This is a genomic window from Ruegeria sp. AU67 (assembly GCF_900312795.1).
Classification (GTDB): Bacteria; Pseudomonadota; Alphaproteobacteria; order Rhodobacterales; family Rhodobacteraceae; genus Ruegeria; species Ruegeria atlantica.
On sequence record NZ_OMPH01000011.1, the window covers coordinates 84,504 to 110,900 of the forward strand.

Annotated in this window: 24 protein-coding genes and 2 pseudogenes; 17 read left to right on the forward strand and 9 right to left on the reverse strand. The window is 53.7% G+C overall.

Translation table 11 applies throughout. The features are described 5' to 3' along the window. Positions 1-200: 200 nt before the first annotated feature. Positions 201-326: a hypothetical protein gene (locus tag DK510_RS23460; RefSeq protein ID WP_255414853.1), complete on the reverse strand. Its 126-nt coding sequence runs from the start codon at positions 324-326 to the stop codon at positions 201-203. Between the two features lie 92 nt (positions 327-418). Beyond that, the gene (locus DK510_RS03480; protein ID WP_109310926.1) at positions 419-658 is read right to left on the reverse strand and encodes a MarR family transcriptional regulator; all 240 of its coding nucleotides are present in this window, start codon (positions 656-658) and stop codon (positions 419-421) included. Between the two features lie 884 nt (positions 659-1,542). On the opposite strand from DK510_RS03480, the pseudogene DK510_RS03490 reads away from it, so the two are divergent. The 4 genes and pseudogenes from DK510_RS03490 to DK510_RS23585 all read left to right on the forward strand — a co-directional run. Next, positions 1,543-1,902, forward strand: a pseudogene (locus DK510_RS03490) (DDE-type integrase/transposase/recombinase); the annotation flags it as partial. A gap of 333 nt (positions 1,903-2,235) precedes the next feature. Then, positions 2,236-2,841, forward strand: a complete 606-nt coding sequence (locus DK510_RS03495) for an outer membrane beta-barrel protein (protein ID WP_109310927.1) — start codon at positions 2,236-2,238, stop codon at positions 2,839-2,841. 233 nt (positions 2,842-3,074) lie between these two features. Beyond that, a complete protein-coding gene (locus DK510_RS03500) occupies positions 3,075-3,722 on the forward strand; it encodes a sulfotransferase family 2 domain-containing protein (protein ID WP_160116438.1) in 648 nt (215 codons plus the stop codon). 142 nt (positions 3,723-3,864) lie between these two features. Then, positions 3,865-4,014: a DDE-type integrase/transposase/recombinase gene (locus tag DK510_RS23585; protein WP_370246192.1), complete on the forward strand. Its 150-nt coding sequence runs from the start codon at positions 3,865-3,867 to the stop codon at positions 4,012-4,014. A 169-nt stretch (positions 4,015-4,183) separates the two neighbouring features. Here DK510_RS23585 and xylB read toward each other — a convergent pair whose 3' ends face one another. Continuing rightward, positions 4,184-5,620 (reverse strand): xylulokinase, encoded by a 1,437-nt coding sequence (xylB, locus tag DK510_RS03510; RefSeq protein ID WP_109310930.1) that lies wholly within the window; start codon positions 5,618-5,620, stop codon positions 4,184-4,186. 120 nt (positions 5,621-5,740) lie between these two features. Here xylB and DK510_RS03515 point away from each other — a divergent pair, with 120 nt between their 5' ends. The 7 genes from DK510_RS03515 (at position 5,741) to DK510_RS03545 (ending at position 13,277) form a co-directional block, all read left to right on the forward strand. Continuing rightward, complete coding sequence (locus DK510_RS03515) at positions 5,741-6,766, forward strand: LacI family DNA-binding transcriptional regulator (RefSeq protein WP_109310931.1); 1,026 nt, start codon at positions 5,741-5,743, stop codon at positions 6,764-6,766. A 94-nt stretch (positions 6,767-6,860) separates the two neighbouring features. After that, positions 6,861-8,162 (forward strand): sugar ABC transporter substrate-binding protein, encoded by a 1,302-nt coding sequence (locus DK510_RS03520; protein WP_109310932.1) that lies wholly within the window; start codon positions 6,861-6,863, stop codon positions 8,160-8,162. Positions 8,163-8,269: 107 nt separating this feature from the next. After that, positions 8,270-9,136, forward strand: coding sequence for a carbohydrate ABC transporter permease (locus DK510_RS03525; RefSeq protein ID WP_109310933.1), 867 nt, complete (start codon positions 8,270-8,272; stop codon positions 9,134-9,136). 12 nt (positions 9,137-9,148) lie between these two features. Continuing rightward, positions 9,149-9,979, forward strand: coding sequence for a carbohydrate ABC transporter permease (locus tag DK510_RS03530; RefSeq protein WP_109310934.1), 831 nt, complete (start codon positions 9,149-9,151; stop codon positions 9,977-9,979). A 12-nt stretch (positions 9,980-9,991) separates the two neighbouring features. Continuing rightward, positions 9,992-10,996, forward strand: a complete 1,005-nt coding sequence (locus tag DK510_RS03535) for an ABC transporter ATP-binding protein (RefSeq protein ID WP_108859808.1) — start codon at positions 9,992-9,994, stop codon at positions 10,994-10,996. Then, complete coding sequence (locus tag DK510_RS03540; RefSeq protein WP_109310935.1) at positions 10,993-11,766, forward strand: L-iditol 2-dehydrogenase; 774 nt, start codon at positions 10,993-10,995, stop codon at positions 11,764-11,766. The genes DK510_RS03535 and DK510_RS03540 overlap by 4 nt, the downstream gene beginning before the upstream one ends. Continuing rightward, positions 11,766-13,277: a mannitol dehydrogenase family protein gene (locus DK510_RS03545; RefSeq protein WP_109310936.1), complete on the forward strand. Its 1,512-nt coding sequence runs from the start codon at positions 11,766-11,768 to the stop codon at positions 13,275-13,277. The genes DK510_RS03540 and DK510_RS03545 overlap by 1 nt, the downstream gene beginning before the upstream one ends. 229 nt (positions 13,278-13,506) lie before the next feature. On the opposite strand, the gene DK510_RS03550 is transcribed toward DK510_RS03545, so the two are convergent. Continuing rightward, on the reverse strand, positions 13,507-15,102 hold the full coding sequence (locus tag DK510_RS03550) for a GMC family oxidoreductase (RefSeq protein WP_109310937.1): 1,596 nt from the start codon (positions 15,100-15,102) through the stop codon (positions 13,507-13,509). A 109-nt stretch (positions 15,103-15,211) separates the two neighbouring features. On the opposite strand from DK510_RS03550, the gene DK510_RS03555 reads away from it, so the two are divergent. From DK510_RS03555 to DK510_RS03575, 5 genes are all read left to right on the forward strand, one after another. Next, on the forward strand, positions 15,212-16,450 hold the full coding sequence (locus DK510_RS03555; RefSeq protein ID WP_058273422.1) for a TRAP transporter substrate-binding protein: 1,239 nt from the start codon (positions 15,212-15,214) through the stop codon (positions 16,448-16,450). A 66-nt stretch (positions 16,451-16,516) separates the two neighbouring features. Next, positions 16,517-17,182: a TRAP transporter small permease gene (locus DK510_RS03560; protein WP_058273421.1), complete on the forward strand. Its 666-nt coding sequence runs from the start codon at positions 16,517-16,519 to the stop codon at positions 17,180-17,182. After that, positions 17,182-18,540: a TRAP transporter large permease gene (locus tag DK510_RS03565; RefSeq protein WP_058276698.1), complete on the forward strand. Its 1,359-nt coding sequence runs from the start codon at positions 17,182-17,184 to the stop codon at positions 18,538-18,540. The genes DK510_RS03560 and DK510_RS03565 overlap by 1 nt, the downstream gene beginning before the upstream one ends. Positions 18,541-18,551: 11 nt before the next feature. Further along, positions 18,552-19,331 (forward strand): IclR family transcriptional regulator, encoded by a 780-nt coding sequence (locus tag DK510_RS03570; protein WP_109310938.1) that lies wholly within the window; start codon positions 18,552-18,554, stop codon positions 19,329-19,331. Positions 19,332-20,096: 765 nt separating this feature from the next. After that, on the forward strand, positions 20,097-20,702 hold the full coding sequence (locus tag DK510_RS03575; protein ID WP_109310939.1) for a YrbL family protein: 606 nt from the start codon (positions 20,097-20,099) through the stop codon (positions 20,700-20,702). A gap of 41 nt (positions 20,703-20,743) precedes the next feature. On the opposite strand, the gene DK510_RS03580 is transcribed toward DK510_RS03575, so the two are convergent. Continuing rightward, positions 20,744-21,397 (reverse strand): YrbL family protein, encoded by a 654-nt coding sequence (locus tag DK510_RS03580; RefSeq protein ID WP_109310940.1) that lies wholly within the window; start codon positions 21,395-21,397, stop codon positions 20,744-20,746. A 436-nt stretch (positions 21,398-21,833) separates the two neighbouring features. Here DK510_RS03580 and DK510_RS03585 point away from each other — a divergent pair. Continuing rightward, positions 21,834-22,588, forward strand: a pseudogene (locus tag DK510_RS03585) (IS5 family transposase). Here the strand turns inward: DK510_RS03585 and DK510_RS03590 are convergent. Genes DK510_RS03590 through ugpA form a run of 4 tightly spaced genes read right to left on the reverse strand, consistent with a single transcriptional unit; the run spans position 22,583 to position 26,339 of the window. After that, on the reverse strand, positions 22,583-23,542 hold the full coding sequence (locus tag DK510_RS03590; protein ID WP_234998875.1) for a glycerophosphodiester phosphodiesterase family protein: 960 nt from the start codon (positions 23,540-23,542) through the stop codon (positions 22,583-22,585). The pseudogene DK510_RS03585 and the gene DK510_RS03590 overlap by 6 nt on opposite strands. Continuing rightward, positions 23,542-24,597 (reverse strand): sn-glycerol-3-phosphate ABC transporter ATP-binding protein UgpC, encoded by a 1,056-nt coding sequence (ugpC, locus tag DK510_RS03595; RefSeq protein WP_109310942.1) that lies wholly within the window; start codon positions 24,595-24,597, stop codon positions 23,542-23,544. The genes DK510_RS03590 and ugpC overlap by 1 nt, the downstream gene beginning before the upstream one ends. A 3-nt stretch (positions 24,598-24,600) precedes the next feature. After that, complete coding sequence (gene ugpE, locus DK510_RS03600; RefSeq protein WP_058274572.1) at positions 24,601-25,437, reverse strand: sn-glycerol-3-phosphate ABC transporter permease UgpE; 837 nt, start codon at positions 25,435-25,437, stop codon at positions 24,601-24,603. Positions 25,438-25,457: 20 nt separating this feature from the next. Further along, entirely contained in the window at positions 25,458-26,339 is an 882-nt protein-coding gene (gene ugpA / locus DK510_RS03605) for a sn-glycerol-3-phosphate ABC transporter permease UgpA (protein ID WP_058274560.1), read from the reverse strand. Positions 26,340-26,397: the final 58 nt, after the last annotated feature.

The following is a 26,397-nucleotide window of genomic DNA, read 5'->3' on the forward strand; positions in this document are numbered from 1 at the left end:
GGGAAACCCAGTGAACCCTGTGGGACTTTGTTCGAAAGATGGAACGAAATTGACGAGTTCCATTGCTGCGAACATAAACACTCCCAGCGATAACATTTCATAGCAACTTCATTTGAGTTTTGTCCGACATCTAATCTGAGAACTGCCACGGGAGAATTCTCCTTGGCCAGATACTTAGTCCCGGCGTCTGTTGGATCAGATCAATCTGAAGCGTCGGTTTCACCACTGCCCGATACCATGACGTCGTTGAACGTGCTCTGAACTTCGAAGTAGGCGCGGATTTCCTCATCTGTGAAACGCTCAACAAACTGCGTCATACGAGTCATCTAGGTCGCGCGTATCCCTTCGATTGCCGCTTTACTCTCTTTTGTGAGGCGATGGAAGTTCAAAGTCCGGTACTGAGGGTTTGGAAAGACTTTCAAGAGTTTTCGTCAACAAGATCTTTAAGGAGTCGCCCAACCAGTTGGCGCTTCACCTGCATGATTTGAGTTAATTCAGGCGCCGTTGCTTGTTGCGCCGATAGCAAAACCTCGAGAATGGCACGTTCTCCGACACTAACGCCTGTGCCATCCAGGCCCGCTTCTACGCGTGTTTTTATGTAACGCAACAAGGGTCGGGTCAATTGTATCCCGGCAAACAGCATCTCAGCAGGCGACATGTTATCGGTGTCGGTAGCGATTTGCGAGCGCCCTTCAAATTAGTTGTCAACGGAGATGACGCTTTCCTCTAGCACCCTATGTACCCAACAAGGCCCCAAAACTCCAGCGGTGGAACAAACTGATGCCTGATGATATGCGTGTAAAACTCACAGATCCAAGATCCCGGAACCCGCTTGTGTTTCCGGATGGCACTCAATGATCCTGCGACAGTGTTTTTGTCGGAGGTCATAGATCACCCTAATATCAAAATCGGCGACTGGACATACTAAAATGATCGCAGTCTGCCGGACGATTATGTTGAAACCCTAGCGCCCTATCTGTTTCTAGGAGCGCCTGAGAGGTTGAGTATCGGCCGCTCCTGTCAAATTGCTCAGGGTGTGCAATTCATAACCGCGACAGCCAATCACCCAATGGCCGGTATCTCAACATTTCCGTTCGCCGTCTTTGACCGTGACCGGATAGGCGGCTACCGGGCTTCATTGCCAAGGGGTCGAGACACCAAAATTGGTCACGATGGCTGGATAGGCAGAGAAGCTGTGTTGATGCCCGGTGCAGAACTCAGATGTGGTGCAATCGTTGCTGCAAGAGCAGTGGTTCGCGGAAAGATATCAGACTTTGCAGTTGTCGCTGGAAGCCCGAAAAAGGTCATTCGAATGCGGTTTTAACCTCCTGAAATTTCAGAACTTCTCGAGATCGCCTGGTGGTTTTGGGATCCCAACAAGATCGCAAAAACCTGCATTTGATTGAACAGGGCAATGTCGCTGCTTTGGCAAGGTGTAGCAAAGATAGGACTCTAGAATAAAAGCCACTTCAGCTTAGTTCATGTAATATAGCTTCAGTATCACAACGCAGAATTGGTGCTGCATGCTTGTGGGTTTCGGCCCGCAATAAACCGGGCGCCACGAAGTTCTTCGCCCGGATGCTGGAAGTTAATGAGTTGCCACGGTCGATTGTTATCGCCAAAAGCGCCTCCAATACTACGGGCCTGAAGGCAATCAACAAAATGCTGAGCAGCTTCGGCTGCCCGATACCAATCGAGATGGTGAGGCGAAAGTACTTGAACAACATCATCGAGCAGGGCCACTGTTTCATCAAATGGCAAACTCGGCTAATCCTCGGTGTCAAATCACTAGCCTTTGCCGCTTCGACATTAGTAGGCATCGAAGTGCCAAACATGATCCGTAAGGGACAGCTCATGCCAGGAATCTGTCCTTTCAATCAATTCGTTGAACTGGCTGCATAAGTACGATCCGGTCACTGAAATAACGCATCGCGTTCAAAATTTTTCGAAAGAGCTGATCCGTTGTAAACCCTTTGCCATTGACGGTCGAGCCACCAGCGGATGAATGAGTTCTGATAGAATGGACATCCACTGATCTCTCGTCTGGCAGGATTTTGAGATGGAAACCATCAAGAGATTAGCAAGAAACTTCGCGACAGAACCGCACCCAGGTCTCCCGCATTTCAAGATCATTGCCGCCTTGTCACAGCATTCGTAGCATAACTGTGGTTTCGGATTCTATGCCTAGAACAAAGCGAGGCATCTGCGATAAGGTAGGGACTCATTGAAGTTGCTATGGGTCTGATCAGCATGACAATGCGCATCTACGTCGTCGCCATGGTCGTTGCTGGGATGTGCCCGGCGACCTCGCTGGCAGACAAAAACAATAATATCGGTGCAGTAACGCAGTTCAAAAAGCCAGCTGTAGTATCTGCTGCGGGGGTCGACTGGACCGGTTTTTCCGTCGGTTTAGAGCTTGGCTATGCTCCTGATGTGGAAGACTCGAGTGGACCGATTTACGGTGCGAAATTTGGTTGGGACTACGATTTTGGCAAGGTTATTGTCGGATATTTCTTGCAATACACCCGGACGGAACTGGACATTGACCCTGGTTTCGAACTTGGTTCGTACACTCGTTTTGGTGCGCGCAGCGGCTTCGACAGTGGGTTGAACATGTACTATGCCAGCGCCGGCTATGCAGAACTCGACACACACGCTAGTGGCGATATTAACCCCGGCGAGGGTAGGGGTTATTTCGTTGGTCTTGGTTATGAACGTTTCATCCGCGAGAAGGTCACGCTCGGCGCTGAGTTGGTGTATTCTGAATACTCGGATTTTGAACGTGAATTTAAAGATTTGGGTGTGGCCACACTCTCTTTTTCATTGAACTACAGATTTTGAGTCCCAGCGGTATTATTTTCGGTATTCGTGGCTTCGCTTTGAGCTTTGTAGTATCAGCGCAGTATTGATGCCCGTTGAGAAAGGACGGCCAAATAGAAGAACACATCATGATATCATGATAATGCGCTTTTCTTACTTGCCGCCGGAGTGTAGCATCGGGCTAGCGCAGGTTGCGCGAGTTTTTCGACGCACTTGCGCCCTACCTGTTCTCGGCAAGGAGGCGCAGAACGTCGGTGCCAATCTATCCCACGCTAAAGACCGCCTTTGTTCATATTCCAAAAACCGGAGGATCAACGATCTCCACTATCATGCGTCGTCCGAAGTTTGGAAGTCTGACTAAACAAGAGCCTTGTCCCACGGTAAACAAACACGCGTCTGTGTTTGTACATCTCGATCAATTGGGGCTGGAAGCGCAGAACTACTTCAAATTTAGTTTTGTTCGAAACCCCTGGGACCGATTGGTATCCGCCTATCACTATATTATCGTACGGCGTAAGGAATTGGACTTGGTGGTGAATCACGCCACGTTTGAGAGCTTTTTGGGTTCGTTTGTTGAAGAGCCGTTACATTACCTCAACATACCGTACTTCAAGCCGCAATCTAGTTTTCTCGTAAATGACAATGGAGATATGCCATTGGACTTCCTCGGTCGCTTTGAGACATTTGAGAAAGACCTCAGCGAAGTGCTTAGAGAGATTGGCAGTAGGCGTATGTTCTTCCGGCACCGAAAAAAATCTAAGAGACGCGACTACCGAGAATACTATTCTGCTGAAAGCAGTGAAGCAGTTGGCGAGATATACATCCGCGATGTCCAGAATTTCGGGTATGACTTCAATGACGGCTTAATTCGCAGCAAAAACTTCTCTCTTCGAAAATTGTAGAACCGGGTAGTGCCCGCAGACGAAGCGCCGACTTGTTTCTGCTCGAATTTGAAGCCTACCTCTGTGTTATGGACAAAAGGCGGATGTAAAGTGCGGATGGGATTCCGGCTCAATGCCGAACTTGCTGCGCTGATCTGCTACAATCAGGTCCAAAAATTCTAACACCATGATCGAACAGGATCACAGATTCATCAAACGACGTGTACGGCACATGTGTGGGTTCAATTCTTTGAGATCGGCTTCAGCCTCACTGGATGGCATTGTGGTAGCCAACATCATCCAGAAGAAATAACCCTCTAGTGATACAACCTCTGTCTTTCGGATGTTTGCTGAGATCGCAGAATAACTGCGTCTACCATAACGCTGACTCTGGTCTATCGAAAATCTTGCGACACAACCGGTGTTTATCCTAAAAAACGAAAAACTGATTCACACGACAAATGTCAGGGATTGTACCGAGGTCAGTCGACCGCACTCACCGCATTGTAAAGTCGGCGAAACAAATTTAGCCTGTCGTGCAGCGCTCCGAGATCAACTGGTTCAAACCTGTCTTTTGTTTCGGGCTGAACCGCCAGATCGGCAATACCAAAGGTACCAACTCCACAGGCGGCCAAAAGGGCTGCGCCATAGGCGGGGCCAGAATCCGATCCTACTGAGCGTATCACCGGCTTTCCTGTCACCGATGCAATCAGGCCCAACAAGAGGTCCGATTGACTACCGCCGCCGATGGCCGCTAGTTCCGGTAGATTTTCTACAGTGTCTCCGAAGCTCTGCGTGGCATCAGCAAAACAAAAAGCAATTGCCTCGACCACGGAACGACAGAGATCCGCGCGCGTTGTCGAATCCTCAAGACCAAAGAAACAGGCACGAATATGCGGATCCCCGAGGGGGCTGCGTTCACCCGTCAAATACGGCAGGAAAATCGGCCCGCGATCACCGCTGACAGTTTCAGCAAGCGCAACAACTTCGGCAGCGGACAGCTCCAATTGACCACCAATCCACGAAATCGGCCTTGCGCCGTTCAGCATAGCGGCCATTTGATACCAACGGTCGGGCAATGTGTGCGCAAACGCATGCACATAGCGTTCAGGATTGGGCTTGAACCGACGGTCCGCCACGAACAACTGGCCGGACGTCCCCAGAGAAATGAACCCACGTCCCGGTTCGGTGGCGCCCAGAGATACCGCCCCTGTTGCTGCGTCTCCGCCTCCGGCAACGACGGGCACGCCGGGTTTCAGCCCGGTTTCAGCTGCGGCTTGCGCCGTCACGGTTCCGACGACGACGTGACCGTCGAAAACCTGCGGCAGCCAATCGGGCGCGACATCTGTGGCTTCGGCAACTCCGACATGCCATTTTCGCGATGCCTGATCGAGCCACATTGTACCGGCTGCATCGGACGTGTCGGTTGCCAACTCTCCATGCAGGCATAACCCGATGTAATCCTTGGGCAGCAGGATATGAGCAAGTCGGGCATAGTGTGCCGGCTCATGTTGTTTCAACCAGGCGATTTTGGGTGCCGTGAAACCCGGCAAAGGGAGGACGCCAGAGATATGACCAATCTGCGGCTGGGCTTCGCGCAGTTCATCGCATTCACGTACCGCTCTGCTGTCATTCCACAGGATCGCCGGGCGGATCGGGCGCAGATCGCGATCCAGCAAAACGGCCCCATGCATCTGACCGGACAACCCGATGGCCTGCACCTCAGACAGCGTGACTTGTTTTGCAAGTTGGCTCAATGCATCGCGTGTCGCCTGCCACCAAATATCCGGGTGCTGCTCTGACCAACCAGGCTGCGGCGAGGAAGTCTTTATGTCTATTGAAGACGTTGCAAGAATTCGATCGGTATCCGCACAGACAAGTTTGACCGCTGACGTTCCGATATCAATCCCGAGAAACATTCAATCCCCTTGCCCGCAGAAACGCCCGGACCTTGCATGGCTATTGATTTTTTAGCGCGCGCAAAGAATATGTAAAAATATGATAAGATCAAGGCGGCTCAGATCCGCAGGCAGACTGACATGACCAAAATAAAGAATATGGAAGAGTTCGCAGCCCTCAGTGGCATCTCGCGGCCTACGGTATCCAAGTACTTTCACGATCCCGACAGCGTTCGCCCGACAACGCGGGCCCGTATCGAAGAGGCGCTGGAGCGGTTCGACTATCGCCCCAATATTTATGCGGTGAACCAGAACCGGAAGCTAACCAAGAATATCGGCATCGTGGTGCCCTATCTGGCTGATCCGTTCTTTGCTGAAATCGCGCGCTATTTGGAACAAAGCTGTATCGCGGCGGGGTATCGTCCGTCCCTCTTTAGCTCTCATGGTGAACAAAAACTGGAAAACGACATTCTGGACGGGCTGCAATCCATGAAGCCTGCCGGGGTTTTGTTGGCGCCATTGGGACGGACCTCAGACCAATCAGTGATCGAGAGATTCTGCGCGAATGTGCCGACTGTTTTGTTCGACAGTAACCTTGATGGTCTGGGTGCCGCGTTTATCGGGTCGGACAATTTCAGCTTTGTGTCGCAAACCGTGGAATACATGATCCGGACGGGCGAGCCCCCGTCATTCTTCGAAATGCGAACGCCTGCAAACCCGAACGCCAATAAACGCCGAAAAGCCTATGTTGAAGTCATGGAGCGTCTCGGGTTCGAGCCGCATATCATCAGAGTCGACGGTAAGGGCTGGGCGTTTGAAGAGATCGGTCACAAGGGCGCGCTGAAAGTTCTGGCGGAAAATGAGCTGCGAACAAACTCGGTCCTGTGCAGCAATGACCGGCTGGCAATCGGTTTTCTGGCGGCTTGCTACGAACAAGGGATTCGAGTCGGTCGACGGGAAGATTGCGCGCTGCGTCTGGCTTCAAATGACGATCATCCCTTCGCGAAATTTACGTGTCCCTCTCTGACCACGGCTGCGCATGATTATGACAACGTTGCCGGGCGTAGCGTCGAAACTCTGTTCGAACTCATTGAAAGTGGAGGGAAATTTGAAACACGGTCGGAAACGTTGTTCCCTGCAAGGCTGGTTTTGAGGGATTCCGCGTAATCCTAAAATTTAACGCGCGTAAAGTTTTCATTGACGGCGCGACAATTTTTGCATTACGTTCTCTGTACGACATCCAAGCTCAGGGAGGACAGGGATGTATTTGAGAAACGCACTTCGTGCGGCGACTGCAATGACACTCGTCGCGACGGCAGCAGCTCATGCGGATACCTTAACAATAGCGACCGTGAACAACGGCGATATGATCCGGATGCAAGGCTATACCGATAAATTCACCGAGGCGACCGGCATTGACGTCGAATGGGTGACGTTGGAAGAAAACGTGCTGCGTCAGCGCGTAACTACCGACATCACGACCAAGGGCGGTACGTTCGACATCATGACAATCGGCATGTATGAGACGCCGATCTGGGGCGCGAATGGCTGGCTGGTACCGCTGGATGGCCTGTCCGAAGAATACGACGTTGGTGACATTCTGCCAGCGATGGCAGGTGGGTTGAGCCATGACGGAACGCTTTTCGCGGCGCCGTTCTATGGTGAAAGCTCGATGATCATGTACCGCACTGACCTTATGGAAAAGGCGGGCATGGAAATGCCTGATGCGCCGACCTGGCAGTTCATCAAAGAAGCCGCCGCCGCGATGACCGACCGCGACGCCGAGATCAACGGCATCTGCCTTCGCGGCAAAGCCGGTTGGGGTGAAGGCGGAGCCTTTATCACTGCGATGTCCAATTCATTCGGTGCCCGCTGGTTCGACGAAGAATGGAAGCCTCAGTTCGATCAGCCCGAGTGGGCAGATACACTGAATTTCTACGTTGCAATGATGAACGAATCCGGTCCTGCCGGCTATGCCACCAATGGGTTTAACGAAAACCTGTCGCTGTTCCAGCAGGGCAAATGCGGCATGTGGATCGACGCGACAGTTGCGGCGTCTTTCGTGACCAACCCTGACGACTCTACAGTCGCGGATCACGTAGGATTTGCGCTGGCACCTGACACCGGATTGGGCAAGAGGTCCAACTGGCTTTGGGCGTGGGCACTGGCTATTCCTGCTGGCACACAGCAAGAAGATGCTGCCAAGCAATTCATCGAATGGGCGACCTCAAAGGACTACATTGAGCTAGTGGCCGAAAGCGAAGGATGGGCAAACGTTCCCCCGGGTGCGCGTACGTCTCTGTACGAGAATCCGGAATACCAAAAGGTTCCGTTCGCCAAGATGACACTGGACTCAATCCTGTCAGCTGATCCGAACAGCCCGACGGTGAAACCCGTCCCGTACGTTGGCATCCAGTTCGCCGCAATCCCGGAATTCGCAGGCATCGCCACACAGGTGAGCCAGGAGTTCTCGGCGGTATATGCCGGACAGCAAACGGTTGAGGAAGCACTTGCCAAAGCGCAAGCTTTCACAGCCGAAGAAATGGAAGCCGCCGGTTACTGAGGCATCCTCCCAACGGGTGGGCAGAGGTCTGCCCCCCGTTTCAACCCTTCCACAATTCGCGTTTTTCTCGCAGGCTGAGTTATGCCTGAACAGAGAGGGTTTGCCTAATGGCTACTCAACATTCCCGATCAGTTGCCCGCCTGATGATGGCACCAGCAGTGGTCCTGCTGCTTGGCTGGATGCTCGTGCCTCTGACGATGACGCTGTATTTTTCTTTCAAGAAATACCTGCCGCTGCGTGGAGGCGATCTGGGTTGGGTCGGGTTCGACAATTACGTTCGTTTCGTATCCTCCAGTTCCTTCTGGCCCGCGGTCCAAGCAACATTGGTGATCGTTGGCGGCGTGCTGGTGATTACGGTCATTCTGGGCATTCTGCTGGCCATGCTGCTGGATCAACCCATGTGGGGGCAGGGCGTTGTCCGCATCCTTGTGATCGCGCCATTCTTTGTCATGCCGACCGTATCAGCTCTGGTTTGGAAGAACATGTTCATGGACCCGGTGAACGGTTTGCTGGCCCATCTGTGGCGCTTTTTCGGGGCTGAGCCGATTTCGTGGCTGTCCGAGGCTTCGATGACCTCGATCGTTATGATCGTTTCCTGGCAGTGGCTGCCCTTTGCGACGCTGATCCTGCTGACCGCTATCCAGTCTCTGGACAGTGAACAGCTGGAAGCGGCCGAGATGGACGGTGCGCCGGTGCTTAAACGCTTTTATCACATCATCCTGCCGCATCTTGGTCGCGCCATTACGATTGTGATCCTGATCCAGACGATCTTTCTACTGTCGATCTTCGCCGAGATTTTCGTGACCACCGGCGGCGCCTTCGGCACCCGTACACTTACCTACTTGATCTTCCAGCGCGTGTTGGAAAGCCAGAACGTTGGCCTCGGATCAGCCGGTGGTGTCTATGCAATCATCCTGGCCAATATCGTTGCCATCTTCCTGATGCGCATCGTTGGCAAAAACCTGGACGCGTGAGGAGACAAAACCATGGCCCGCACCGTCACGACACAACGCAAAACACTAAACACCGCCCTTGCCTGGGCCGTAGGTCTGCTGATCTTTTTCCCGATCCTCTGGACGATCCTGACCAGCTTCAAGACCGAGGCACAGGCGATTGCAAGCCCACCGATCTTCCTCAACTTCGACTGGACGCTCGAAAATTACGCCATCGTGCAGGAACGCTCTGACTATATGCGGTTCCTGTGGAATTCAGTCATCATCGCAGGCGGATCAACACTTTTGGGTGTAATCGTCGCGATACCCGCAGCCTGGGCGATGGCGTTTGTTCCGTCCAGACGCACCAAGGACATTCTGTTGTGGATGCTGTCCACAAAGATGTTGCCCGCAGTTGGTGTTCTGTACCCGATTTACTTGCTGTTCATTCAGCTGGGATTGCTGGACAGTCGCGGCGGGCTGGTCGTGGTGCTGATGCTGATCAACCTGCCGATCATCGTCTGGATGCTCTACACCTATTTCCGCGAAATTCCGGGGGAAATCCTCGAAGCGGCACGAATGGACGGTGCGACGCTGAAAGAGGAAATCCTTTATATCCTGACGCCCATGGCCATCCCCGGCATTGCATCGACCGTTCTACTGAACTTCATCCTTGCCTGGAACGAGGCGTTCTGGACCCTAAACCTGACGGCCGTCGATGCAGCCCCGCTCACCGCATTTATCGCCAGCTATTCCAGCCCTGAAGGCTTGTTCTTTGCCAAGCTCAGCGCGGCCTCGACCATGGCGATTGCACCCATCCTGATCCTTGGCTGGTTCAGCCAGAAACAACTTGTCCGCGGCCTGACTTTCGGCGCTGTGAAATAAGGAAGACTTCGTATGGGACGTATACAACTCAAGTCCGTGACCAAAAGCTTCGGCGACGTAGAGGTCATTCCCCCGCTGGATCTGACCATCGAAGATGGCGAGTTCACCGTATTTGTCGGCCCCTCGGGTTGCGGCAAGTCCACTCTGCTGCGCCTGATTGCGGGACTGGAAGACATGACCTCTGGCTCCATCGACATTGACGGCGCCGACGCAACCGACGTGCCGCCTGCCAAACGCGGGCTGGCGATGGTGTTCCAATCCTACGCCTTGTATCCGCACATGACCGTTCGCAAGAACATCGCATTTCCGCTGCGCATGGCGAAACTGGATCAGGCTGAGATCGACAAGCGAGTTGAAGGTGCGGCGAGCGTTCTGAACCTGACCGACTACCTGGATCGTCGTCCCGGCCAACTGTCTGGCGGGCAACGTCAAAGGGTGGCCATCGGTCGGGCCATTGTACGCGAGCCGGCTGCGTTCCTGTTTGATGAACCGCTGTCGAACCTGGACGCCGCCTTGCGCGTTGGCATGCGGCTGGAAATCAGCGAACTGCACGAACGTTTGGCGACTACGATGATCTACGTCACCCACGATCAGGTCGAAGCCATGACTATGGCCGACAAGATCGTTGTGCTTCAGGCAGGTGTGATCGAACAGGTAGGCAGCCCGTTGGAGCTGTACCGAACGCCGCGCAACCTGTTTGTTGCAGGCTTCATCGGTTCGCCCAAGATGAACTTCATCGAAGGCCCCGAAGCAGAAAAGCTCGGTGCCCAGACCATCGGAATTCGCCCTGAACACATTGCGGTGTCTGAATCTGAGGGAGACTGGTCCGGCGTCGTAAGCGTTTCTGAGCACCTAGGTTCTGACACTTTCTTCCACGTCCACGAAACAGGGTTGGCCGAGACCATCACCGTCCGAGCAGATGGCGAGGTCAGCTTTCGCCACGGCGACCGTATCCACCTGACGCCACGCTCGGATGCCATCCACCGGTTTGACGCGAAAGGTCTGCGGTTCGAATGACGCGTCTGACCGGAAAAACTGCCCTGATCACCGGGGCCGGGCGGGGCATCGGACTGGCGTTTGCCAAGGCTTATGTGGCTGAGGGCGCGCGCGTCGCCATCGCGGACATAGACGGGCAGCGCGCGCAGGAGGCAGCAACTGAGATCGGCGCAGCCGCGTTGGCCGTCGAGATGGATGTGACCAGCCAACAAAGCATAGAAGACGCCGTCGCACGAACGGCTGCACATTTTGGCCCAATCGACATTCTGATCAACAACGCGGCCATCTTCTCCGCTGCTCCAATCGTTAAAATTGAGCGTGCTGACTACAATCGCGTTTTTGACATCAACGTTGCTGGCGCGCTGTTTACGATGCAGGCCGTTGCGCGCCACATGATTGATCAAGGGACCAAAGGTCGGATCATCAACATGGCATCGCAGGCGGGGCGTAGGGGCGAGCCGTTGGTCGCCGTGTACTGTGCCAGCAAAGCCGCGATCATATCCTTGACCCAATCGGCCGGGCTGAACCTGATCTCTCATGGGATCAACGTAAACGCCATTGCACCTGGTGTTGTTGATGGCGAGCACTGGGATGGTGTTGATGCGTTTTTTGCAAAGCACGAAGGCAAACCACTGGGCCAGAAGAAACGCGAAGTGGCTGCAGCCGTTCCTTATGGCCGAATGGGTCGGGCCGAAGATCTGACCGGGATGGCAGTATTTCTGGCTTCTGAAGATGCAAAGTACATCGTCGCACAAACCTACAATGTTGATGGCGGAAACTGGATGAACTGATGGACCCTGTGGCGAATGCAAAACCTTCGGTACGGCTACGGCGTGACAGTCTTTCAGACCTGCCAGAGATTGTCAGGACACCGACCTATGCCCGCTCTGACCTGACACCGGGCATTGTCCATATCGGACTTGGCAACTTTCATCGCGCGCATCAGGCCTGGTATATTCACCAGTTGATGCAGCTGGGCCAGGCCCATGACTGGGCAATCATCGGGGCAGGTGTTCGAAGCTATGACGCAAACATGCGAGAGCGACTGTTGGCGCAGGACTGCCTGACAACGCTGATCGAACTGGACCCAAAAGGAATGTCCGCCGAAGTGATTGGTCCGATGATCGATTACCTGCCGATCGAAGACGACAATACCGCGCTTATCCGGACAATGGCCGACCCGGCCATTCGGATTGTTTCGCTGACTGTAACCGAAGGTGGGTATTTTCCAGACGCCGACACTGACGCGTTCGATACGGATCACGCAGATATTCGGCACGATGCCGAGAACCCGGAGCAGCCGCGTACGGCTTTCGGCGCCATGGTCGCGGCGCTCAGGCAACGGCGTACAAATGGTTTGAAACCCTTTACCGCTCTCAGCTGCGATAACCTTCAAGGTAACGGTGGGATTCTGCGAAACTGCGTTGTTGGTTTGGCGCGTCTATCCGATCCGGATCTGGCCGATTGGATCGATCAGAATGGAGCGTTTCCGAACTCGATGGTGGACTGCATTGTTCCCGCAACGACCGAGGAGGTCGTAGCGCAATGCCGGGCACTGGGCGTCGACGACCGCGCACCGGTCACGCATGAGAACTTTCGCCAATGGGTGATTGAGGACAATTTCTGCGCTGAACGACCGCCCCTTGAGCAAGTTGGAGTAACCCTGACGCAGGACGTCCACAGCTATGAGGCGATGAAGCTGCGTATATTGAACGGCGGCCACCAACTGCTCGCAAATGTCGGGGAGATTCTGAATGTGCCCACAATTTCAGACTGCATGCAGGACCCGGACATCGTGGCGTTTTTCTGGAAAGTTCAGACGGAAGAAATTCTGCCTCAGGTGGAAGCCGTCCCCGGAACCACTGCCGCCGAATATCTTGAGTTGGTTGAGAGGCGATTTTCCAACGACACCATCCACGACACAACACGACGCGTGGCGTTTGATGGATCTTCACGACACCCGGGTTTCTTAATGCCGTCGCTGCGCGATGCACTTGCGTCCGGGTCGTCCGTAAATGGGCTTGCGCTGGCCGAAGCATTCTGGTGCCGGATGTGTGCAGGCATTCGCGAAGATGGTTCAGAAATTGCCCCAAACGATCCCCATTGGGAGCATTTGCAAAAAACCGCACTGGCTTCCAAGGCCAATCCGATTTTGTGGATTGAACAAAGCCAGTATTTTGGTGACTTAGGCCGCGACACGCAGTTCACAGACGCTTTTTCCACCTGGCTGGCTGCGATTTGGCAACGTGGTTGCCGCGAGGCGATAGCTGACTTTACCGCTCTTGAGCCAAAGTCCCACTGATTCTGCGGCAGGCATGCTTCAAGCCAATCTCTGTGGTAGAGGCCAGTTTGGCACGAGGTTTAATGATGGCTGAAAAATAGGCACTCTTTGAGCGTTCTATTCTGGCTGTCCAAAATGCGTAAGCGCCGTAGGCCATTGTCTTCGACATGCCCGTGGAACTTATGGAATCTGACCATCTTGTACAGGTCAGATCCAGGCACGGATAAGGAAGGTCACAAAAAGCCCAAAATCACTTGTTTGCGCATAGCAACACACTGGCTTTTTCACCGATCATGATTGCTGGAGCATTAGTGTTGCCGCTGACGATTTCCGGCATGATTGAACAGTCGGCAACGCGCAGATTTTCGATTCCTTTGACCTTCAGGTTTGGATCCACAACAGAGCTTTCCGAGGTACCCATCGCGCAGGTTCCTGTCGGGTGATAGATCGAGACGGAATTAGAGCGCGCCCAATCCAAAGTGCCTTCGTAGTCATCGCGGGACAGATCAGAGGTTGGCCGGAACTCTTCTGAAATCTTAGAAGCCAGTGGATTATGCCGGGCGATGTCCCGCGCGATGTTCACGCCGTCGACGATCGTTCTGCAATCAGTTTCCGTCGACAAATAGTTTGGAATGATCTTGACGTAACTGGCCGGATCGGGGCCATCCAGACGCAGTTCTCCGCGGCTTTCCGGCCTCAGCTGACAGACGGACATTGTGAAGGCAGAAAACGGGTGCACGCCCTCTCCGGGGCTGTCGGCGGACCAGGGTTGAACGTGGAATTGAATGTCAGGAGTCTGAACTTCCGGGCGGGTTTTCAGAAATCCGGTGGCCAGGCTGGCCGCCATTGTCATAGGTCCGGCCCGGAATAGCGCGTATTTCAGCGCGATCCGTGCCTGATTGAACAGGCTGCGCACTTCATCATTCAGCGTTGGCTCGTTGCATTTGAAGACCAGGCGTGCCTGCAAGTGATCCTGCAGTCCTTTGCCGACGCCGGGCAGCGAATGAACGGGTTCAATGCCGTTGGCCTTCAAGTGATCCGGGTCTCCGATGCCTGACAACATCAAAATCTGAGGTGAGTTGATGGCACCACCGGACAAGATGATTTCGCGGCGCACTTTGATCGACTTCACTTCACCTGATCGGTCGCGATAAAGAAGACCGGTTGCTTTTTTGCCGTCCAGTTCGACCTTGGTTACCAATGCACGGGTGATGATGTTCAGGTTTGGCCTGTTCCTGATCGGTTTGAGGTATGCAATGGCCGCACTGCAGCGACGCCCGTTCCGAGTGGTCAACTGGAAATAGCCAACGCCTTCCTGATCGGCCCCATTGTAGTCAGGATTAAACGGGTAACCCGCCTCTTGGGCGGCGGCGACCCAGGCGTCACAGATCGGTCTTTGAATGCGCATGTTGGATACCGACAGCGGGCCGCCTGTACCGTGAAATGCGTCTTCGCCGCGCTCTTGATCCTCGCTGCGTTTGAACAGAGGCAAGACGTCATCCCAACCCCAGCCGACGTTACCCATCTGACGCCAGCGGTCATAGTCCTCTTTCTGACCGCGAACATACAAAAGCCCGTTCAACGAGGATGATCCCCCAAGAACCTTTCCGCGTGGCCAATCAATCGAGCGTCCATTCAAACCTGGGTCTGGTTCAGTGCGGTAACACCAATCCAATGAGGGGTTATGCATGGTTTTGAAGTATCCAACCGGTATGTGAATCCACGGGTTGGTGTCAGGTCCACCAGCTTCCAACAATGCCACTGTTGTGCTGGGGTCAGCGCTTAGCCGATTGGCAATGACGCAGCCCGAAGAGCCTGCTCCGACGACTGCATAATCCACCTCCATGACGGTCTCCTCTCAAGGTAACTGAAAAAAACACTATGCAAATTGCCGGAACTATACTAGCATTTTTTGATACAAAACGTCTCAATAATTGCGATCAGGGAGGTAAGCAATGGAGATCGGTAAGAAACTAAGCGGTGTCTCACGGCGGGATTTTTTCCGCGTAGCCGGGCGCTATGGCATGAGTTCAACGCTGCTGGCGGCAGGTGGATTTGGCGGCGCGATGAGTTTGGCCAATTTGGCGCAAGCCGCAGAATCAACTTATGAAAAACGGTTTTCGAAAGAACCTAAACACACGCTGAAATTCGGCGCTTCGGGCTTCAACACGCGCAACCTGCTGATCGAACGGGCTGGGGCCATCGAATTCGCCCGAGATCTGGAAGAACGCACTGACGGTGAGATTCGGATCGAGTTCATTGGCGACAACCAGATCTGCGGACAACTGAGCTGTGTTGAGAAGACTCAGCAGGGAATCGTCGACATCTATGCGGCGTCGACCCAGAACTCTGCGGGCGGTGCGCCATATCTGAACGTGCTGGACTATGCCTATATGTTCCCCAGCAGGGCGGCGCAGTATCATTTCTTCTACAGCCCCGACAGCCAGCGTATTCTGCGAGACCCCCTCGAAAAGCGCCACGGGCTGAAATTCCTGTTCACCCACTGTGAACTGCGCGGTCTGCAAATGGGCTCGACCTTCTCTGACAAGCCAACTGTCACCAAACTGGAAGAACTGTTCGGGACGAAGAACCGTGTGACAGGGACACAGCTTGGCCGGATCGCCATGCAGCTGCTGAACCTGAATCCCGTTCCGGTGGCATGGGAAGAAACACTGGACGCACTGAAGACCGGCCTGATCGACGGAGCGGAAACTTGGGCATCAGCCGTTGCCTACGCAAACATGGCTCCGGTCGTCTCGCAATCCGTCAATCTAAAATTCTTCTGCGGTACTGAACATACGTCAATGTCGGCCAAAGTGTTTGACGGTCTTGGCGGTGAACTTCAGGACGCGGTTATGGAATCGTCCTATTTCACGCAGGCCCTTATTCAGGGTGCAAACGAAGCTGCACTGCTGAACACGGTTGGTTTCTCGGAACCACAGCTGCCTAACACCATCTTTGCGGAAAACGGTGTACGTGCAGCATTCCTGCCGGACGATCAGATCAAACTGGCCGAGGAAATGTGTGCGCCGAACTTTAATCCTGAACCCTGGGCGCAGTGGCGCGAGCGGCTGAACAAATGGGCCGGTGGCATCGACACCTATCAGGAAATCTACGACATCGCGCGGCAGATCCCAGCAGACACACTGCCCGAAAACGTTGAGCCCCGCCGTTGGTGGAAAGGCGCGGCCTGATCTAACATTTCGAACCGGCCCCTCGCGGGCCGGTTTCTCTAAACACCGACTGGGAGGACGGGGTTCATGTCACTATGGGCAGATATCGGGGCAATATTCAGCGCCTTGCTCACTCGCGATTCATTCGAAATCCAATCCGCATTGGAATCCGACGCCGCCTGGGTTGTCGGCACTGTTGCCGCCGCGCTCGGCGGTTTTCTTGTAATGCTGATCTATCGCAAAGTGCCCTTTATTGAACGCCACTTCGAACGGTCGATCATGGTCTATTCCTACCTTGCGATTGCGCTGATCATCTTCTGGGGTGTGATTGACCGCTTTGTCTTTAACGATCAGGAACCCTGGTCTACCACCATTCCTCCGCTTCTGTTCATGATAATGGCCTGGTTTGGTGCGTCCTATAATGTCCGCCTGCGCACGCATCTTAGCTTCAGCGAGTTTCGCACCGCGATGCCACGCGGCGGTCAACTGGCGTGTTTGTTTTTGGATGCCATTTTGTGGTTCATCTTTGCAGTAATCGTCATCGTGACCACAACACGCCTCGTTGCGCTGTCAGCATCGAATTTTCAGATCGTACTTGGGACAGACAACATCATGCAGTGGTGGTTTCTGTTGGCCGCGCCTGTGTCCTTCTTTTTGATGGTCGGTCGCGTGTTTCAAAACCTTGCTGACGATCTGCACAATTGGAAAACCGGAGAGCCGCTGATCAAGCAGGCCGTGATAGGGGCAGACTGATGACAGACGGAACTTTAGTTACACTTATTTCGCTGGGCGTGACGTTTCTGTTCATGTTGGGCGTGCCGGTGCTGCTGGTCATCGGATACTGGGTGATCGGATGCTCATTCGTTCTGGGGCTGACACTCGACAATATGGGTGCAGAGCTACTGAACGTGTTCAACAAAGGCTTCGCCTTGTTGGCGATGCCGCTGTTCATCCTGACCGGCGACCTGATCAACAAATCGGGGATCGCGCGGCGGCTGAGTGATTTTGCCTATTCCTGTTTAGGCTGGATACGCGGCGGGCTGGCTATGGCATCGCTTGGGGCGTGTGGATTGTTTGCCGCGATTTCCGGGTCGAACTCTGCAACGACCGCAACGATCGGTTCAATGCTGCACCCTGAGATGGTCAAAGGCGGCTATGACGAACGCTTTAGCGCGGCCACGGCGGCGGCGGGCGGTACGGTTGGGATCATCATTCCTCCATCCATCATCTTCATCGTCTACGGGTTCTTGATGAACCTGCCCATTTCTGAGCTGTTCGTCGCCGGTATCATACCTGGTGCGCTTATGGTTTTTGGTATGCAATTCGCGTGCTGGATCATCTGTCGGATCAATGGATGGGGGCACCTGATTCCGCTGCAACTGAACCGGATTCTCAAAACGGCATTTGGTGCATGGCTCGGCTTTTTCGCCATCGGCCTCGTGCTATGGGGCATCTATACAGGCAAGTTCTCGCCGACCGAGGCGGCGGGTGTAACCGTTGGTTTCTGTGTCATCGCGGGCTTGGTCAGCTATCCGATCAACCGGATCATGGGCGCGCGGGATAATATCTCGCCCACAGACAAAAGCTTTGCCGAAATGCTGGTTGTCGAAGGCTTCACGATCCCTGAGATCCCCTCGATCGTGATCCGCTCCGCCCAGATCACGGGTATCCTTGCGCCGCTGATTGCGATCTCGGTGGTCATGCAGCAAATTCTGTCGCTGCTTGGAGCACAACAAACGATCGGAGATTTCGTGACTTCGATGGGGGGATATTACGCGGTCCTTTTCACATCGATGGTCATCGTCTTCTTCTCAGGCATGGTGCTAGAAAGTCTGCCGGTCACGATTATCCTTGCGCCGATCCTCGCGCCAATTGCTGCGTCGGTAGGGGTCGATCCGATCCACTTCTCGGTGATCTTCCTTGTGGGTGCGTCAATTGGGTTCATCACGCCGCCTTATGGCCTGAACCTCTATGTTGCGTCCGGTGTGACAGGCGTGCCTTACTTCCGGCTGCTGCGCTACACTGTGCCGTACCTTGTGGCGTTGCTGTCTGTGTGGATTTTGGTCTCTCTGGTGCCTGATCTGGCCTTGATCTTGTTGCCAAACAACTAGAGTTTAGCGGGATGGCAAACGCAGACACGCGAGAGAAAGAATCCCAAATCCCGACGAACCTGCGTTTGCTATTGATCCTTGAAGAGGTTGCAAAGCGCGGGGTCGCAGTCAAACCGTCAGACCTGATTGAATCATTGGGTCTGGCGAAACCGACAGTCCATCGCCTGCTTCTAACGGCTGAGGCCGAAGGGTTCCTACAACGTGATCTGGATGGCCGATCCTATGGTCCCGGGCCACGTTTGCGGCAACTGTCGGTGAACACGGTCTCGTCGGAGCACCTTCGAACGGCCCGCCTTGCGATCCTTCGAGGTGTCGCCGATGAAATTGGCGAGACCTGCAACCTCGCCATCCCGGATCGGGAAAGTATGATTTATCTGGATCGGGTGGAAACAAAATGGCCCTTGAGGATTCAATTGCCGATTGGCACTCAAGTTCCGTTTCATTGCACGGCCAGTGGAAAGATGTATCTTTCTACGCTTCGTCAGAACACGCTGGACGGGTTTCTCTCCGCTCGCAAACTGAACCCAAGTACAAAAAAAACAATAACTGACCCTGATGCCCTACGCGCCGAAGTCATGGACATTGCAAAAAGAGGGTACTCAACGGATGACGAAGAATTCATGCACGGGATGGCCGCCGTAGCTGTCCCGGTCATAGATAAAAACAACAGACTCGTGGCCACACTGTCAGTTCACGCTCCAACCCAGCGCCACGATTTGGAAAGTTTAATGCGGTTCGTCAATTTGCTGGAGGTCGGAGCCAACAAAATTTCGGGATTGCTCGTATCATAGATACGTTTTGAAAGAGTCATCACTTAGTGAATCATCAACAATATTCTGGAATGCCCAGTCAGTGACGGTACCTGTATCTAGGTCAGACGTGACCATGCCTTCATGCCAGTTGAAAAACGCTCTCTCGCCGCGTCTAATTTCAAAACCATCGCCTTTGGCTATAACGTGAGGCTGAAGGGTCAGAAGAACTTTTGATGTTTGTAGCGCACGGGCTGCGGGATAACTGTGTCCGCCCGATAAACCTGACCATACGCGTTTTATAGCGAGAGCCTAAGTGTCTGCTATCGATAGTGGATACCACGAGGAACTCTAAGAGAAAGCGGAAGGCGTGGTTAAAGGCCACTGCAGTGCCGCGTGAAGCAAATGCAAGAAAATTCCGCGATGGCGACTTCTGCATAGATTTCGAAGCATAAGGTGCTCCTAGAGTTGTAGACGCTTTGCGGCCGATTTGTGAGGCAACTGTCAAACGGTATCGCTGCGAAAGCCAAGACCAGGTTCGCTCGAATTTGAAATACTCCCTTGATGCCTTCAACTACATCCGCCGTTTGAAGTCACTGAGCGGCTTCAAGGCAATCAAATACTTCCGCAAAATCTGGACTTAAGAACCGTACTGATTCACTATCGATACGTTCCGCAAGATGCCGGTACTAAATGTCTGGTTTCGGCATCTGGTTGTCGTCAAACATGAAACGGACTAATTGAAGACTTTGGTTTGAGAGTATCACTGTAATCGGTGATCTTCTTTGTTAGGATCGGCAAAACAACATGATAAACTTAAGTAAAATTCGGCCATTGCGAAGAAGCCGCAACTACGAAATTTATCAGCATCCGTTTATTGAGCGCGCGCTGTTGAAAGTCCGGGTGGATGAACCGGTGCGTAACCACGTAATTCCTCGTTATGCCGAGAGGCGCTATGGCAACCTCCGTCAGTGGAACCGGGAATCAAACGAATACTTAGCCGCGTTGACACGAGGCTGCCCCGAGATTGAACGCCTTGCGGATTTTATGGGGTATGCTGCAACATCTCAAGGACCAGCACTAGTGGTCGAAAAGATGACCGGTCCTGATGGCGATTTGGCGCCAACGCTGGAGTCGGAACGGGCCGCATTGGGCGATGACATGTCAGAGCGCAAGCAGTTGCACAGTGAATTCATGGAACTCATGGACGACCTTGAACGTGGCCGGATTATCGTGGGCGACCTAGGTTTTGAAAACATTGTACGGGCGCAAGAGCGCAATGGAAAACTGGTCGTTATCGATGGCTTGGGCGAAAGAGTGTTGTTTCCGCTGACGCTGGTTTCTGACTTAGCATTCCGCAAATCCATCGAGCGCCGCCGGACGCGCATGGGCCAGGCATTTGGCCTGGGCTGATAGAACCCTCTCTACGGCAATTAACTGGGCTAGTCTGACGACTAGCCCTTTGCGGCGTCTATCAAGTCAAAGAACTTTTTTCGAACTTGGCCAAGCTTGCGGTCATTGTAACTGCGAACCCATCTTCGCAGAGGAATGACTTGTTTAGACCCAAAGCTGTCAATCCAGACCCATCGCCCGGCTCCGTCGGGCCAAGTTTGATAGACAAGATTGCCAGTGTTCTTGTTGCTTATGATGACACGTTCATCTGACAGTTGGTCGAAGTGACTATTGAGATCGCTCAAATGCTGAGGGGTGAGACGATCTTCCGCAATCAACTGACCCAGGCTTGGGGAAAGCTGTCCATCCGGATCAGAAATGCGTTCATATACCAACGCCAAACCTTTGTCTGTTGGTGCTGTGCCAAACACTCTGCAAACGGGCATGACGTCCGGATTTTTCTGATGGCGGATCATCAGAAAAAAGGCTTCATCAAACTCACGCATGAAACCCTTAAAAGCGGTAGCTCTGCGAAACAGTCGGTCATACCACTTGTCGGTTACAAGCCTCGAACCTGCATCCATTGTATGAGGTTGCGGAACCTTTAACAGCAACCCCTTATCAAATGGGTGTTCATATACGAATTGCCTGTTTCCCTTCGCGATAACAGGGCTGTTTCCTAGTTCAAGCAGAATGGGATTTTGGTGGCATTTCATATTTTCTGTTTAAGTTGATTCCGGACCAGCGCAAGTTGTTTTTTGACCATTGATATTGTTACGTTAAACGCCGGGGACAATTGCGATCATGGTGCTTGGAATTCAAGCTGCACAGGGACGGTCAACATCTTGATTGTTGCCGGGAACCTATGGGGTCGCCGCAGTACCTGTTGCTACGCCCCAGCGGATGCGCCAGATTTCTGGAAGGGTCATGTCCAAACGCTGACCACTTGGCTGAACCATCCGACACTGCCTGCAAGCAATGTTATACAACTTGGAAATACCGGTGCGGTGTCCTGAACTTTTCAGATCTTGCGACCCTTTCGCGCGCCCGTAGTTTTCCAATTCGTTGGGGTTTCAGGTTCAGCGCATGGCACAGTTCGCGCTCCATTGCTTTCAGCTCGGGGGTTGTCCGGATCGAGAGGTATCCAAGCGGTTGGGCGTCCACACGCATTCTTTGCGCAAATGGGTGAAGCAACATTCAGACCCCTGCCTGAAGACGCACGGCAAAACTGGGGGCGATAGCAAACGGGTCTGAGTGGGACTGTCTTCATCTACCGTAATGGTTTCCGCTGGCGACACGCGCCTGCTGAATATCGGCCTCACAGGACGCTACATAGCTGGTGGAAACGCTGGAACGAGAACGGTATCTTCGCTCGGATGATGACCGGGTTGGCCGATATGCATAGCAAGAAAAAGTCGTCAATGATCGACTCGATCTTTCTCAAAGCACAACGCACCCCGACTGGCATGGCTGCAAAAAATGAGGCGTGGCTGCCTGTTCGGTCGAGCCAAGGGCGCCAAGAACACTATGCTGCACGCGATCTGTGATAACCATGGGCGTCGGCTCAGCCTCTTCTTTACCGCAGGGCAAGTCCGCGATTACATCAATGCTGGGGCTCTGCGCAGCAGAATGCCAAATGTGGGCCGGCTTCCAGGAGATCGTGGCCATGATGCTGACGGGTTCCGAGACGCGTTGAAAGACAAAGGGGTACACGGCTGCATCTCTGGTAGAAAACAACGCAGGACATTGATAAAATTTGAAAAGCGAAGATACAAACTGCAAAACCGCATCGAGATCATGCTTGGTAGGATTAAAGATTGCGGGTGAGTGGCAACCGCCATGACCGGTGCCCAAGGTTCTTTCTGTCAGCCATCGCACTCGCAGCAACCGTCATGTACTGGTTATGAATACTGATCCCAGTGGATGGCACTCCACCTCATCCCCAAATCCGACAGATGCCTTTGAACCCGGCCGGGATAGTCGGATACGATTGCGTCCACGCCTAGATTAGTCATCTTGCCAATGTCTTCGTGTTCATTGACTGTCCACACTGCGACGCACAGGCCCAGCTTTTTGGCCAGAGCCACGCTTTCTGCAGTCACATCCGCAAAATACGGGCACCAAAGCGCACCGCCCGCTTCTTTGACCAAATTTGGAATTTCATCGCGACGGCCACGAAAATCCGGACAAACTGCTTTTGATGAGTCCTCGCCCACATCATCCGCGTTATCGGGAAGCTGCGTCAGGTACGAAGACGGCATATCAGGGGCCTGTCGCTGACATTCCTCCAATAGAGCCCAGTCAAAGCTGTGCAGAACCGCACGCGACGACATATCCTTGGCGCGAACGTCTTGGAGAACCCGCCCGACGAAGTTCTGTCTGTAAAACGCATCGTGTGTCAAATCAGGATCAGACTTTAGTTCGAGCATCAGACAGGCATCGCTGTATTTTGGGTCATCGACCAGTTCCAGCAGGTTTATCAGCGTTGGAACACGAACACCGTCCATTTGGGCCTGGTCTGGAAAACGACGACCATAGGCCGAATGCCCATCCAACCGTCCGATGTCGAATTGCCGAATCTGTTCGAGGGTCAACGAGGAAACCTTTGGCTCCTCTCCCACCAAAAATCGACCATTGGCGTCACGAAATGTCGGTGCGTGCAGTCGGTGGTTATGGGTTATGACCGGAACGCTATCTGCGGTCAGAACGACATCAAATTCCAGAAGCGGGACGCCGATGGACAGCGAAAAGTCAAAGCCAATCATGCTGTTTTCAGGTAAAACGCCGCGGGCACCCCGGTGCCCCACAACCCGGATCAGGTTTTCACCGCCGCGAAAGGCTTCAACCTGTGGAAACGTCATCAGCTTTGCAGCCTTTCGCCGGTTGATTGGTCAAACAGGTGCATATTCTCTGAGGCAATCGAAAACCGCATGTTCGGATGCTGGCCTTCGATTGGGTGGACACCCGGAAGGCTTATCGTAATCGCGCTGCCAGAGCCTATGAGCTGACCGTGCAATAGAGTGTTTGCCCCCAACGGTTCCGCAATCTGGATTGCTGCTTCCAACGGACCGTTTTCGTCCAATAACAGATGCTCTGGTCGTATCCCCAACTTTACCGCGATATCAGGCCCCTGGGATGCGCCGACCTCAATTTCTCCGATCCTGACCGTCCCGTTTTCACGTCGGGCATCAAACACATTCATCGCAGGGCTGCCAATAAACTGCGCTGCGAACAGAGTTCTGGGAGTTTCGTAAACTTCCAAGGGGGTCCCGATTTGCTCGGCGATACCGCCATTCATCACGATCATTCTGTCGGCCATCGTCATGGCTTCGACTTGGTCGTGCGTAACGTACAGGGAGGTGACTCCAAGCTTTTCCTGGAGCTCTCGGATTTCCAGACGCATCTGAACACGCAGTTTGGCATCGAGGTTCGAGAGCGGCTCATCAAACAGGAAGACTGCCGGTTCGCGGACAATGGCACGGCCCATGGCCACCCTTTGGCGTTGACCGCCAGACAGTTGTCTGGGCTTACGATCCAGCAAAGGTTCCAACTGCAATAGCTTTGCCGCGGCAGTCACCTTTTGATTGATCTGATCTTTGGGAAGTCCGGCAATCTTCAGGCCGTAACCCATATTCTGACGCACGGACATGTGCGGGTAGAGCGCATAGTTCTGGAACACCATCGCGATGTCCCGATCCATTGGCTCTTTGTCGTTGGCCCGTTCCTCGCCGATCCGGATTTCTCCGGACGTAACCGTTTCCAGCCCCGCCACCATTCGCAGCAGCGTGGATTTACCGCAGCCCGAGGGGCCGACGATCACGATGAACTCTCCGTCTGCGATATTGACATCAATACCGTGGATCACATCCGTCGGGCCAAAACTCTTTTTGACGTTCTCTAGGGTTACTGTTGCCATTTCTTATTTCTCGCTATCGACAAGGCCGCGGACAAAGAGCTTTTGCATCGACACCACCACGATGACCGGCGGGATCATTGCCAGAATTGAGGTCGCCATGATCGTCGGCCAATGCGCAAAATCATCACCCGACGGGAACATCTGCTTGATGCCCATCACGATGGTGTTCATTTCAGGGTCTGTCGTGATCAGCAGCGGCCACAGGTATTGGTTCCAGCCGTAGATGAACAAGATCACAAACAGCGCCGCGATATTGGTCCGGCTCATGGGCACCACGATGTCGATGAAGAACCGCATCGGTCGCGCGCCATCCACGCGGGCAGCTTCGGCCAGTTCATCAGGGATCGTCAGGAAGAACTGACGGAACAGGAAGGTCGCCGTTGCCGAAGCGATCAGGGGAAAGATCAGACCGTAATAACTGTTGAGCATGCCAAACCCGGCAACTACCTCGAAGGTTGGAACAATCCGCACCTCGACCGGCAGCATCAGGGTCAGGAAGATCAGCCAGAAAAACGTCGTACGGCCTGGAAACTTGAAGTAGACAATCGCAAACGCTGACAGCAGCGAGATGATGATTTTGCCCACCGCGATGCCAATTGCCATCACCAGGCTGTTGAACAGCATCGTCGCAACGGGCACGTTTACACCCGAGAACAGCGCCGCTTTGTAGTTCACCCAGAACTGATCACCCGGCACTACGGGCATAGGTGGCGAAACGATGTCTGCCTGGGTCACGGTCGAGGCTACAAAGGCCAGCCAGATCGGGAAAAAGATGATCAAAACGCCTAGGATCATGAATGCATGGGTAAACCATATGCCTACGCCGCGTTTTTCGACCATTCCGTGTTGTTGGGCTGCCATCAGTAATGCACCCTCTTTTCCACGTATTTGAACTGAATGACGGTCAGTAGGCCGACAACAATCAGCAAGATAACAGATTGCGCCGAAGATGACCCAAGATCTTGCCCGACAAACCCATCTGAGAAGACCTTGTAGACCAGGATTGTTGTCGCCTGTTGCGGGCCGCCGCCGGTGATTGTGTGAATCACCCCGAAGGTTTCAAAGAAGGCATAAACAACGTTTACCACCAGCAGGAAGAATGCAGTCGGGGACAGCAGCGGCAGCACAATCGTGAAGAACCGGCGCCAGAAATGCGCGCCGTCAATCGCCGCCGCTTCGATGACCGAGCGGGGAACGGATTGCAGCGCTGCAAAGAAGAACAGGAAGTTATAACTGATGCGGCCCCAGGCCGAGGCGACAACAACCAACCCCATAGCTTCGGTATCGTTCAGGACATGGTTCCAATCATAGCCAAGCTGGCTGAGATACCACGCCACCACACCAACGCGTGTATTGAACATAAACAGCCACAGCACACCAGCCACGGCGGGGGCCACGGCATAAGGCCAGATCAGCAATGTGCGATAAACACCCGAACCTTTAATGAGCCTGTCCGCGATAACTGCCAGAAATAGCGCCGGTATCATTGAGCAGAGCGTCACAAGCGTCGAAAACACGGCGGTTGTGACGAAAGATGCGCGATAATACTTGTCGCTCAGCAGGAACTCAAAGTTGCCGAGCCCCACAAACTGCGACGACAGACCGAACGGGTCGGGAATGAACAGGGACTGCCACACCGCCTGACCGGCGGGATAAAAGAAGAAGACGGCGGAAATGATGACCTGTGGGGCGATCAGCGCCAATGGCAATAGCCAGCCGCGAAAGGTGACGCGTTTTTCCATCCTGAATTTCCACCGAAGAAAGATAATGCGGGCCCGAAAAGGGCCCGCATGAAGTTAT